This is a genomic window from Paenarthrobacter sp. 10L420, from assembly GCF_056395385.1.
In genome coordinates, this window is record NZ_JBFTJK010000017.1 from 91178 (window position 1) to 103379 (window position 12202).

The 12202-nt window shown below is 59.3% G+C and carries 12 protein-coding genes; 4 read left to right on the forward strand and 8 right to left on the reverse strand.

Features of this window, described 5'->3' with window-relative positions:
• The first annotated feature begins 165 nt into the window (after positions 1–165).
• Positions 166–918: a hypothetical protein gene (locus tag AC1DD5_RS20570; RefSeq protein ID WP_477522615.1), complete on the forward strand. Its 753-nt coding sequence runs from the start codon at positions 166–168 to the stop codon at positions 916–918.
• Between the two features lie 1296 nt (positions 919–2214).
• On the opposite strand, the gene AC1DD5_RS20575 is transcribed toward AC1DD5_RS20570, so the two are convergent.
• The 5 genes from AC1DD5_RS20575 to AC1DD5_RS20595 all read right to left on the reverse strand — a co-directional run bounded on the left by AC1DD5_RS20575 (position 2215) and on the right by AC1DD5_RS20595 (position 5735).
• A complete protein-coding gene (locus tag AC1DD5_RS20575; protein ID WP_477522616.1) occupies positions 2215–2355 on the reverse strand; it encodes a hypothetical protein in 141 nt (46 codons plus the stop codon).
• Positions 2356–2835: 480 nt separating this feature from the next.
• A complete protein-coding gene (locus tag AC1DD5_RS20580; protein ID WP_477522617.1) occupies positions 2836–3924 on the reverse strand; it encodes an alkene reductase in 1089 nt (362 codons plus the stop codon).
• 126 nt (positions 3925–4050) lie between these two features.
• A complete protein-coding gene (locus tag AC1DD5_RS20585; RefSeq protein ID WP_416416425.1) occupies positions 4051–4428 on the reverse strand; it encodes a carboxymuconolactone decarboxylase family protein in 378 nt (125 codons plus the stop codon).
• Positions 4429–4515: 87 nt separating this feature from the next.
• Complete coding sequence (trxA, locus tag AC1DD5_RS20590; RefSeq protein WP_477522618.1) at positions 4516–4920, reverse strand: thioredoxin; 405 nt, start codon at positions 4918–4920, stop codon at positions 4516–4518.
• Positions 4921–4985: 65 nt separating this feature from the next.
• Positions 4986–5735, reverse strand: a complete 750-nt coding sequence (locus AC1DD5_RS20595) for an SDR family NAD(P)-dependent oxidoreductase (protein WP_477522619.1) — start codon at positions 5733–5735, stop codon at positions 4986–4988.
• Between the two features lie 162 nt (positions 5736–5897).
• Here AC1DD5_RS20595 and AC1DD5_RS20600 point away from each other — a divergent pair, with 162 nt between their 5' ends.
• Together AC1DD5_RS20600 and AC1DD5_RS20605 are read left to right on the forward strand one after the other, a co-directional pair.
• Positions 5898–6434, forward strand: coding sequence for a TetR/AcrR family transcriptional regulator (locus AC1DD5_RS20600; protein WP_416416427.1), 537 nt, complete (start codon positions 5898–5900; stop codon positions 6432–6434).
• 121 nt (positions 6435–6555) lie between these two features.
• The gene (locus AC1DD5_RS20605) at positions 6556–7308 is read left to right on the forward strand and encodes a helix-turn-helix transcriptional regulator (RefSeq protein ID WP_477522620.1); all 753 of its coding nucleotides are present in this window, start codon (positions 6556–6558) and stop codon (positions 7306–7308) included.
• Positions 7309–7346: 38 nt separating this feature from the next.
• Here AC1DD5_RS20605 and AC1DD5_RS20610 read toward each other — a convergent pair whose 3' ends face one another.
• Positions 7347–8567, reverse strand: coding sequence for a MalY/PatB family protein (locus tag AC1DD5_RS20610; RefSeq protein WP_477522621.1), 1221 nt, complete (start codon positions 8565–8567; stop codon positions 7347–7349).
• A gap of 20 nt (positions 8568–8587) precedes the next feature.
• Positions 8588–9004, reverse strand: coding sequence for a RidA family protein (locus AC1DD5_RS20615; protein ID WP_477522622.1), 417 nt, complete (start codon positions 9002–9004; stop codon positions 8588–8590).
• A gap of 426 nt (positions 9005–9430) precedes the next feature.
• Here AC1DD5_RS20615 and AC1DD5_RS20620 point away from each other — a divergent pair, with 426 nt between their 5' ends.
• Positions 9431–10930, forward strand: coding sequence for an amino acid permease (locus AC1DD5_RS20620; RefSeq protein WP_477522623.1), 1500 nt, complete (start codon positions 9431–9433; stop codon positions 10928–10930).
• A gap of 273 nt (positions 10931–11203) precedes the next feature.
• On the opposite strand, the gene AC1DD5_RS20625 is transcribed toward AC1DD5_RS20620, so the two are convergent.
• On the reverse strand, positions 11204–12202 hold a 999-nt coding region (locus tag AC1DD5_RS20625; RefSeq protein WP_477522624.1), incomplete at its 5' end, for a sugar phosphate isomerase/epimerase family protein.

A 12202-nucleotide genomic window follows, 5' to 3' on the forward strand; every position in this document is an offset into this window, starting at 1 on the left:
TTGAAGGATAGATTCTGTATGGTCATTTGTCGGGCGTACTCAAGCGGACGGAGCGGTCATGGAACAAGGCCCTATGACCTATTGCAACTACGACGAGCGGGCGACAGCGACGCGTCATGGTTCCTCGATCTCGTCCAGCCAGAGATTGGGGTCGGTAAGGTCGATGTGAGTCTTTTCTCGAAGATCGAAGACAGCCCTGAAGCGACGGCCGTTCGAGTTAGCGGCTTAGACCAGTCAAGCTTTGAGCGACTGGTGGTCGACTATGGAACGCAATTCCAGGCGATCGAGTTTTGGAAATGCCCAAAGCTGGAAGACCTGACACCCTTGGAGGACCTTCAGGCGCTCCGGATGGTCTCGATCTTTTGGAACCAACGATCTGCCCGCCTGTGGGACCTCGATTGCACGCCGCATCTGACGGCGTTGGCCATCGAGGATTTTACTCGGCTTCATCGGCTCGATGACCTCTGTGCAGGGAAGGCATTGAAGGAACTCATTCTTGGAGACGCTGTAGTGGACAGGTCAACCTTCGAGACCTTGGAACCTCTAGGAGCGCTAAAGAACCTGCTGAACCTAAGCCTGCTTCCAAAGCGCATTGACGATGGGCGAGTTCAGCCTCTTGGTTCGCTGACAAATCTCAAGACGCTGAGGATTCCATTCAATCTCTTCACAACAGAGCAGCTCGCGTGGCTTCGCGCGCACCTGCCCGAGAATGTGGAATCGGAGGCGTTGGCCCCGTTCCTTCCACTTACGTCACCCTTCCAGGATGGTGGAAAGGCCCGTGATGTTCTCCTTATTGGAAAGCGAAAACCGTTCCTGAACTCGGAATTGGACGCTGCACGAATCCGTAAGCACGAACTGAGCTTCGAACAGATGGTCTCTAGTTTCCGGCGCGATCCCAGCCTCGAGCCGAGTCTGTAGGCGCCCGGTGAGCGATCGGCTTACGGGCGTTCTTGAAAAACACTCAGGACGGGACACTCCTTATGATCCAGCTAGGACCGTTCCCCGGTGTTTTCCCCTGTCCCTAGCCGTGAGACATCCGGGGGTCTGCGACTATCCACAGACTGCCTTTGGCGCAACTGCGTTCCGTCCAGTTATCCCGTGGGTAGTCCCAAAGGCCGCCGCCGATTGAAAATTGAGATCCCGATCCCACTACAACGTAATTGCTGGCATCGACGATTTCGAACGACTCCGAATCTCCTCGGACCCTATAGCCCTGGGGCCATGCCAGGGTGTATAGGGAAGAATCTCCGGGACCTTTCGCCCGAACGCAACCATCCTCATCCACTACCAGCTCGCCCCAAAACTGTGCGTCCATGGCCATCGTCTGGTGTGCATCGATGGTCACGAGGCGCAAGGACGCCGAGGTTGTAGAAGGCGTTGGCGCGGGAGCTGCGCACGCCCCGACAGTAGCCAGAGATGCAGCCGATGCAAGAATTGCCAAGCTGCGCCAAGGTGCCTTCATACCCAGACTATAGGCGCCAAATATCAGGCCGCACCACGGGATACCCGCAGCTTTTCTCGCGGTAAATGCGTCGCTGCCCTCCCGTCGGCGTAAATAGCTCCGGGCCGCCCGTGAGGCGGTGTCCACCGAGCGTTCAAGCGCCCGCATGGGGATCCACTTGCGTACACGGTTATCAGAGCGCGAGCGGAATCCAACCGTCACCCCTAGTGTGGGTTGATAGAGGCGACTTAGCGGGATTGGAAGGGCTCGGATGCAGAAGGAATTCAGGGGAGGGCTTGCTCTCCCGGGAAAGTTCCGGGCCGGTACCCCGCGGATCCTTCTCGTCCCGACAAAGGAGCAGCTGGAGTTCCGGGCGCGGCATGGATTGGGCAGGTTTTTCGGCCCATGGACGCTGGAACGGAGTGAGGTCAGGCTCGTATACCGGACGATGAGGGGCCTCGATACATCTCACGGTTTAGGCTTCCTCCGCACGGACGGAACCTGGTGGACATTCTGGACTTACCATCCCAACCAGGTACTTGATTTCCTTGAGGAGCTTGGCTACCCAATTGATCCCAAAACGCGTCACGGGCAAGGTCGGTTTGTTGCCCGTTAAGTCACCGACACTGGACCCATAAGGGCATCCATCACCGGGCGCTGCCGATTCGTCTATGTGTTGTCTTGCTGAGGGTGGAAGTTGCTCGCTCGCTCCGTTAGTGACTGCTCACCAGTGCGTTCCCAGGCAACATCGTGACAGAGTTGCGCATTATGGATCAGCTCACGGCTTTGCGGCTGGTGGCTTCAGCGGTCACTTGCACTTTGGTGGCTGCAACTATTTGGAGGAAATGGTGACGCTCCAAGGGTGTTGCACCCGCCAAACGAATGACCCGGCCCATGTATGGATCCCGCTGCATCAACTCGTTTCGACTCGTCCTAAGAGTTGTATAACCTGCCCGCTCTCCGCGCGTTCCCGAACGGCACACCAATTGATGAGCACGATGACAGGGATGACACTGGCCGCCATACAGGCAACCATTGTGTTGGTAAACCAGGATTGCGGCACGCCGGAGTTGTTCATAATCAGAGTCACTAGGCAGATGGCAAGCGATATTGTCGTAAACCGATAGCGCCACCGCCACAAAATGAACGCCGTGGGACCCTCGATCAATCCACCTTCTGACGACAGAAGCGTTGAAGTCCTCTTCACTGACATTTTCGTCAGCCCATTTTCGACTCTCCTCCAAACAGAAGGAGCAGCGTACCGTCGGCCAATGCCATCTGCGACGACCCGATGAATGGACCGCCACTTCCGCATGGAAGCACCCCGACTGCAAACAAGCGGCTCCCGGCATTTCTCGACCGGAAGGTGCCGGGAGCCTGAACGCGGGAAGACCCTACGTCAGTGACTCTTGATAGAAGGGGTAATCGGTGTAGCCTTTGGCGCCCTTGGCACCTTCGCCGTAGAAAGTCGCCGCATCCGGTTTGTTCAGAGGAAGGCCGCCTTCCCAGCGGCGGGCAAGGTCAGGGTTGGCAATGGCGGGCCTGCCCACCACTACGCCGTCAGCGTGGCCGTCCTTCACAAGGGCAATCGCCTCCTCTCGGGTGGTGACCACCCCAAAACCGCTGTTGACGAGAAAAACGCCACCAAAACGTGAGCGCAAGTCCTGGACAAGATCGCTTGTTGGGTCATGGTGAAGCACGCTCAGGTAAGCGAGACTAAGCGGAGCTAGGCTGTCCACGAGTACCTTGTAGGTGGCATGGGCTACGGCGTTATCGGCTTCGTCCATTTGGTGCTGTTCGTTTTCAGGGGAAATGCGGATTCCGACGCGGTGGGACCCCACCGCCGCTGCGACCGCCTCAACGGTTTCGATCACGAAGCGGGCGTGATTTTCCGGGGTTCCGCCATAGCTGTCAGTGCGGACATTCGTGTTGGGAGAAAGGAATTCGTGCAGGAGAAAACCGTTGCCGGCGTGGAGTTCAACGCCGTCGAATCCTGCTTCAATTGCGTTCTTGGAAGCTGTTACTAGTTCATCAATGACAGCCGGCAACTCATCGATGGTCAGGGCATGCGGCACAGGGTAGGGCTTCTTGCCTTCCGGAGTCCGCGCCTCGCCATCCATGGCTACGGCGCTGGGGGCTACGACACGATGGCCCCAGGTGATGTCCTCATGTGTGACACGGCCACCGTGCATGATCTGGGCGAAGATCCTGCCGCCCTCGTCATGGACCGCTCCCGTAACCTTCTTCCAGGCAGAGACCTGGTCCTCGGTGACGAGTCCTGGCTGGCCAGGGTAAGAACGACCAGCGGGTACCGGATAGATACCCTCGCTCACAATAAGGCCCAAGGAGGCGCGCTGGCGGTAATGCTCGGCCACCAAGGGACCAGGAATACCTTCGTCCCCGGAACGCGTGCGCGTCAACGGAGCCATAACAAGTCGGTTTGGCAGCTCAAGCTCGCCTAGAATCAAGGGAGAAAACAGCATGTAGGCGCCTTTCTAGTGGCGGAAGAATTACGTGGTAAGGCCTGCGAAGCATCAATGAGGGGCCCCGGGGAAGACGGTTTTCGCCCAGGGCCCTTCACTTCTTTCCCAACCGGGAAGGTCAGGAACTCAGGAAACTTCGGCCGTAGCGTGCGAGTGTCCAGCGGCTACGGCGTCAGGTGCGCCTTCAAAGAACTTCATGGCCATGAAACCGTGTGCGAAACTGCCGCCAGCTCGCAGCGCCGACGCGATCATGACCGTTTCGGCCAATTCCTCGGCGGTGGCACCTTCGGCTTTGGCGGCCTTCACATGCGCTTCAATGCAGTATGCACATTGGGTAGTAAGGGCCACGGCGACCGCCATGAGCTCGGTGTTCTTGCGGGAGATGACTTTACCGGCACCGCTCAACGCTTCCTGGTCGAAGGCGAGGAATGACTTTACAGCGTCGGGGGCGGCGTTTCGGAGGTGGCGGAGGTATCGGTGGTCGGTGTGCTCGTGGTAGGCCAAAGTTTCTTTCCTTCGTTTGCGGGGGTTTGTTGCAGTGAGGGGTAGTCTTCGTGTGCCCCGGCCTTGGATACCGGGGCACACGAGGCGTCAGTTGCGGACTGCCGAGCCCAGGTAGGGGGCGAGCCTGTCTTCGAAGGCTTCCTTTGGCATGGCGCCAACGAACGAGCCGGCGACGTCACCGTTGTTGAACACCCGGAAAGCGGGAATTGAGGTGACGCCGTACTTCTGCGCGAGCTCGGGGTTCTCATCGACGTTCACCTTAATGACGTCGACTTTGCCGGCCTGCTCTTTGGCCAGCTGGTCAAGAACTGGTCCAACGGCGCGGCACGGGGGGCACCAAGGTGCCCAGAAGTCGACCAGGACCGGCAAGTCGTTCTGGAGGACATCTGCCTGGAATGTGGAAGTGGTAGTAGATCGTACAGACATGAGTTCCTCTTTCATCTGTTGTTGGTGGTTTTGCAGGCCAGGTCTACGGGCTGTACGGGCGGCCAACCTTAGAAATACTCCGGGATGGTGCCGCCTCGTCCGACTGTGCAGTTCCGGGCGTCTGTTGAAACTTAGAGCTGGGTGGTCCCGCCGTCGACGGCCATGTCAGTTCCGGTGATGAAGCTGCTGTCGCTTGAGGCCAAGAACAAGATGGCGGAAGCAATCTCATTCGCTCCTCCCATGCGCCCCATGGGGACGGTGCTGACCAGCCCTGCCCGAACAGCCTCAGGATCCGAGTCACCGGCGTATAGCCTGTCCAGAATCGGTGTTTCAATGGGGCCCGGGCTCACTGAGTTCACCCGGATACGGCGACCCATGAGCTCGGCCGCCCAGCTGCGGGCAAATGAGCGTACAGCCGCCTTGCTGGCAGAGTATGCAGGGAAATCCGGCCATCCAAGCATGTGCCCGACACCGGAGATCAGGACGATGGATCCGCCCTCATTAAGCAGAGGTAGAGCCTTCTGCACGGTGAAGAACGTGCCACGGGCATTGATGGCGAACGTCTTGTCGAAATGTGCCGGGGTCGCCGCCGGTAGTGACGCAGCCTCAGCGATCCCGGCGTTGGTGACGATAATGTCGACAGAGCCACGCTCCTGCTTAACCTGGGCCCACAGTAGGTCAAGATCTGCCAAATTCGCGATGTCACCCTGTACGGCAACCACATCACCGCCAATTTCGGCCTGGGCCTTCGCGAGTTCTTCTTCACGGCGACCCGTGATGTAAACCGTTGCACCCTCCGCGACAAACTTCTTCGCAGTCGCCAGGCCGATGCCGCTGCTACCTCCCGTGATCACTGCTGTCTTATTGCTCAGCTTGCCCATCCGAATCGACCTTTCTGTAGTGTTCGCTAAAGAACTCATGGGATATACTGTAACGATTACTACAGAAAAGGCAAATCGAGAGCTTTGCACGAATAGGGAGGGCCCGTTATGCCGGGAGGCCGTAAACGAGGTTTTGATGATCAAGCGGCACTACAGACAGCCATGGAACTGTTCTGGCGCCAGGGATACGAGGGCACGTCCATCGCTGATCTGACGAAGGCACTGGGCATTAACCCACCAAGCCTGTACGCAGCCTTTGGCAGTAAACGGGACTTGTTCGAAAAGACCTTGGACCGCTACATGTGCGAACGCAACGTTCAGTTGGACGACGCAATGGCGCAGCCCACTGCGCACGAGGCGGTTCTTGAGCTTCTTACCGGCAGGGTTAAGGTATTCACCTCCCCCGGTCGGCCCGCCGGCTGCATGACAGTGCAGGCGGGACTGTCATCCGGCGAGCTGCACCACGAAATAGTCGACCTGCTCGCTGCCGCCCGCGAGGAATTTCGGCAAGCAGTCCTGATCCGGCTTGACAAGGCAGTAGTGGACGGTGATCTTCCAGTAGGCACCAATTGCATAGCCCTCGCACGATATGTCATGGCCTCCATCTACGGACTCAGTGTTGAAGCCGCCGCCGGCGCTCCACAGGAGGAACTCATGGCAGCTGCCACACTTGCCGCCCAAGTAGTACCGCAGGCCTGAATCAGGACGTGCAATGTTGCCCGTTCCCTTCCGCGAAGACGAGTTGTTCAGTGTAGTCGCTTTAACAAGGTGTTAAAGTGAACTCAACAACAGGTCAAATAGTCACAGGAGGACCGGCATCGTGGAAGAATCAACGGGCTTGATGGCCCCGGCTCCAGGGGGGCTCCAAGCCTTGGATGCCGAGTCCATCAACTGCGTTCTTGAGCTTCTGGTGGAGCCGCTACAAGCCGCCGTTCCCCAGCCCACAGAAGTTGTGCTGCACGATCTTCAACGCATCCCGGACACGGTGAGGGCAATTGCCGGCGTAGTGACGGGTCGGCGAATCGGCGATCCACCTACAGACAAGCTGCTGGAACGAGTTGCTGCCGGCGATCTTAGCCACGAGATCGGCTACCGCTCCCAGTTGCCCGATGGCCGGATACTTCAAAGCAGCACAATCATTTATACAGACAAGGACGGCCGCGCGGCGGCGGCCTTGTGCTTGAACACCGACGTCTCGGCGTGGGTCTCCCTGCGTGCGGCAATGGACCGTTTTGTCCTCGGTTCCGAATCCGGTCCGACTCAGGGTCACACGTCCATGGCTGCCCAGCGCACACAAACGGCGTTAGCCCCGGCGAACGGTAGCGAGTACTTTCCGCACAGTGTCGAAGATCTGAGCGGGCGCCTTATTGAGGCCGCCATAGCAGCTGTGGGGGTGCCGGCCCAGAAGATGCGCAAGGAACACAAGGTTGAGGTGGTGGCCGAGTTGGATCGCCGGGGATTCTTCCTGATCAAGCAGGCGGCCGAGACAGCTGCCGCGGCCTTGGGAGTGACGAGGTTCACGATCTACAACTATCTCAACGAAGTGAACGGAACATCAGACGCTGGCAGCTGAGGCGGGCCCAAGCTGCGGTGGCGGGCCCGCCTACCAAGTCACGGCAATGGGTGAACGCGCCCCATCCGCTCAATTGCTTCTGTGAGGATCGCCCGGGAGGTCGCGAAGTTCAGTCGAACGTGGCCCGCTCCACCGCTTCCAAATACATGCCCGGAGCTCAAGGCGACGCCTGCCTTATCCAGAAAAATCTTGGCTGGCCCCGCCAGATCGGTCACCACCGCGAGTCCCGAGGGCCTATCCTGAGGCTCGCTTTTAAGGTATCGACAGTCCAGCCATGCCAAGTACGTACCTTCGGGCTCCTTGTACCCAGCCCCAGGTAGATGCTGTGTAACGAGCTGTCGAAGCAGGGTCCTGTTTGAGTCGAGTCCTTGGATGAGCGAGTCAAGCCAGTCCTGCCCATGCCGAAGTGCGGCCGTGTGGGCAATGAGTCCGAGGTGGCTTGGTCCGTGACTGACTTCTTCGGGCATACGGGCCAAGTCTGCTGCGGCTCCAGATCCGGCGACAGCCAGGGCTGCCTTGAGCCCAGCGAGGTTCCAGGCCTTGGAAGCTGACATCACGGCGAAGGCATTCTCGGACCCAGGAACGCTTAGATACGGGATGAACTGCGCACCGGGCAAAACAAGAGGAGCGTGAATTTCATCCGAGACCACCCTCACGTCGTATTTACTCGCGAGCTCAGCAACCGCAGCCAGCTCGGCCATTGTATGAACGGTGCCGGTCGGGTTATGGGGGTTGCTGAGCAGGTACGCCGCCTTCCGTCCCTGTTGCCTGATTCGGAGAAAGACCTCTTCGAGTGAATCAAGGCTGATCCGCAAGTCATGGCCCAAAGGTGCCTCCACGACCTGCCGACCATCGTGAGTGACAAAGGCGTAAAAGGGTGCGTACACCGGAGAATTGACTACTACGGCGTCACCAGGGCTCGTGACAAGGCGCAGGACTTCGACGACACCCATCATCACGTCGGGGACAATCGCCGTCCGACTAACTTCCAAGCCATTCCACGACCACCTGCTGGCAGCGAAAGCAGAGAAGGCCTCTGCGTAGGCCGTCCCAACGGGATAACCGGTGTCACCTTCGTTGATGGCGTGGTGGAGGGCCTCAGCCACCGCGGGCGCGAGCCGGACATCCATCTCAGCGACCCAGAGCGGCAGCACGTCACCAGAGTGGACGCGCCATTTCATGCTCGTGCGCTTGCGAAGCTCGGTCAGGCTCAGTTCTTCCAAGGGGTTTCGAATCTGACTGCGTGTTTGCGCACCCATGGGAATTAGGTTCTCTGACGTCAGCATTGGACCGCCAACTCGATCTCGACGCTGGCTCCCAAGGGGAGGGATGCTACGCCGAGCGCGAGGCGTGCATGTTGCCCACGCTCACCCAGGGCTTCCAAAATCTGTTGCGAAGCCGCATCCACTACGGCTGGGGCATTGCTGAAGCCCTCCCCCGTGGCTACATACCCGCCCAGTCGCGCGACGCCTTTCACGGCATCCAGAGACCCTAAAGTATCTCGAACAACGGCAAGGCAGTTTTGGGCTGCCAAGGCTGCCGCTTCCTGCGCCTGCTCGAGTGTGATGTCCGCTCCGACCTGTCCAGGGTAGAGGAGTCCGGCGTCGTTTATCGGAAGCTGCCCCGAAACGAAGAGCAAATCCCCTACGCGCCGCGCTCTGGCGTACAGGGGTGGACTAGTGACTGAACTTGTCATGATCTCGCCTTCGAAATGAGTCGAAAACCGGGGAGGTCCCGGTAATCCCGCCGCATCCCACAGTGGAATGCGAGCGGGCTCGCTAACCTTTGTCATGATTACACAAAAGGTGGAGATTCTCCAATGAAAACAAAGACGAGCGAGCGAGACGCCGCGTGAAATGTTAAAATATTGGACAAACATGCAACTTTCTGTTGATTTATCTGTGACTTGGGGCATATCCTCAACTCACCGTTGAGAGTCCTTCGTTGCTATCGACCCGACCACGAGCTCCGCTCACGCGGCAAGCTTGCAGCCTTGCCCTCCTTTCGCCAGAACGCCGTGCCACGGGACGTGCGAAACCCCGAGCCCGGCGGACATTCACTACGGAATCATCGAACCTCCCGTCTGATCGCATCAGTATCATGACCTCCAGAAAGGTCCCCCATGTCCACTTCACAACCCGAGCTTGACCTGCTGTCAGAGCGGCGAAATCTCGATCAATCCCCCTCTTTTCAGGCCGAAGAGGCTGGCTATCACAAGAGCTTGAAGCCCCGGCAGATCCAGATGATCGCCATTGGCGGCGCTATTGGCACAGGACTGTTTCTGGGCGCAGGTGGTCGCTTGGCAGCCGCAGGACCTTCGTTAGTCATTGCGTACGCCTTATGCGGATTTTTCGCTTTCCTCATCCTTCGGGCGCTTGGTGAGTTGGTGCTTCATCGGCCTACGTCAGGATCGTTCGTGTCCTACGCCCGTGAATTCTATGGCGAGAAGGCCGCCTTTGTGTCCGGCTGGTTCTATTGGGTTGCGTGGGCCACGACGACAGTGGCGGACATAACCGCCGTTGCGCTGTATATGAACTTCTTCGGCAACTACGTTGCTTGGATCGGAGCAGTTCCGCAATGGGCATGGGCCTTGGTCGCCCTCGTCGCTGTGCTGGGACTGAACCTTGTCTCCGTCAAGGTGTTCGGCGAATTGGAATTCTGGTTCGCGTTCGTTAAGGTGGCGGCGCTCGGGGCCTTCCTCCTCATCGGAACCTACTTCGTCGTCTTTGGCACGCCTACGGGCTCCCCCGTAGGATTTCAGCTCATCACAGACAATGGCGGGTTCTTCCCCTCCGGCTTGCTGCCGATGATCGTTCTGATGCAAGGCATCATCTTCGCGTACGCTTCGATCGAGTTGGTGGGCACTGCCGCGGGCGAAACCAAGAACCCTGAGAAGACTATGCCAAGAGCCATCAACTCTGTAGTTTTGCGGATCGCAGTGTTCTACGTTGGCTCCGTCATCCTGCTTTCCCTGCTGCTCCCGTACACCTCTTACCAGAAAGGCGTGAGCCCCTTCGTGACGTTCTTCGGCTCCGTCGGCATCCAGGGCATGGACGTCATCATGAACCTGGTAGTCCTTACCGCCGCCCTGTCTTCGCTCAATGCCGGCCTTTACTCCACCGGCCGTATCCTGCGTTCCATGTCGGTCAACGGTTCAGCCCCGAAATTTGCCTCTCGCATGAACAGGGCAGGCGTACCGTACGGAGGCATTGCACTGACCGCAGGAGTTTCCCTCCTCGGCGTCCCGCTTAACTACCTTGTCCCCGGCGATGCCTTCGAAATCGTCCTAAGCGTTGCAGCGGTCGGTATCATCGTCGCTTGGGCCACCATACTTCTATGCCAGATTCAGCTCAAACGCTGGGCGGATAAAGGCCGACTCGCCCGCCCCTCCTTCCGAATGTTCGGTGCGCCCTACACGGGTTACATCTCGCTCCTGTTTCTGGGCGCAGTGCTCATAATGACGTTCATCGACTCACCCCCTACGCTCATCATTACAATCGTGGCCGTAAGCCTCATGATCGGAGGATGGTTCGCTTGCCGCGACCGCATCAAAACCATAGCTTCTAGGCAGGCCCCGTTCGGCGACGTCGGTCCCACGCTGGCCCGCCCACACCAGCAATAGCCGCAGCCTTCTACCGAAAGTATGTGACAATCGCCTAGCTCCCGGGTTTACCTCGGGAGCTAGGCGGCTCACTGGACCCTGGCTGAGATTCCAAATAGCGTGTGCAAGCATCATGCGAACCTCGCGCTGACTCGGCCGGGGCTCAGCCTGAGGAGGTTTTCAGAAAGCCCGGCCACTTAACGCTGAGATGCAACGAGCTGAGTGCGACGAGGCTCGGGGATACTTCCGTCAGGCATAAAGCACCTGGCGCGTACGTAGACTGGGTTCCTCTGGTCAGACTTTGAGATGGCTGCTGAAGGCGGCGTCGAAGCTGGTTTGGGAGGCGGGGAAGTCGTATTTCTTCAGGGCGGCGAGGGCTTCGGGGGCGCCGTGGAGGCGGTCCATTCCGGCGTCTTCCCATTCGATGCTGATGGGGCCGTTGTAGCCGATGGCGGCCAACGCCCGGAAGGAGGATTCCCAGGGCACGTCCCCGCGTCCGGCGGAGACGAAGTCCCAGCCGCGGCGCGGGTCGCCCCAGGGCAGGTGGGAGCCCAGGACGGTGTTGCGGCCGGTGGGGCGGAGCTTGGTGTCCTTGCAGTCCACGTGGTAGATCCGGTCTTTGAAGTCCCAGATGAAGGAGACGGGGTCGATGCCTTGCCACATGAAGTGGGAGGGGTCCCAGTTCAGGCCGAACGCGGGCCGGTGGCCGATCGCTTCGAGGGTCCGGACGGTGGTCCAGTAGTCGTAGGCGATCTCACTCGGGTGGACTTCGTGGGCGAAGCGGACCCCGCATTCATCGAAGACGTCCAGGATGGGGTTCCACCGGTCCGCGAAGTCCTGGTAGCCGGCGTCGATGACCTTTTCCGGGACGGGCGGGAACATGGCGACGTACTGCCAGATGGAGGACCCGGTGAACCCCACCACGGTGTCCACACCCAACGCTTTGGCGAGGCGGGCGGTGTGTTTCATTTCCTCGGCGGCGCGTTGACGGACGCCTTCGGGTTCCCCGTCACCCCAGACCTTGGACCCGACGATGGCTTCGTGGCGGAAGTCGATGGGGTCATCGCACACGGCCTGGCCTTTGAGGTGGTTGGAGATGGCCCAGACCTTGAGGTTGTACTTTTCCAGGACGGCGAGTTTGGACTCGACGTAGCCGGGTTCGTCCCAGCGCCAGGCGTCCAGGTGGTCTCCGGAGACGGCGATTTCCAGGCCGTCGTAGCCCCAGCCCGAGGCGAGGCGCGCGACTTCCTCGAAGGGGAGGTCGGCCCACTGGCCGGTGAACAGGGTGTACGG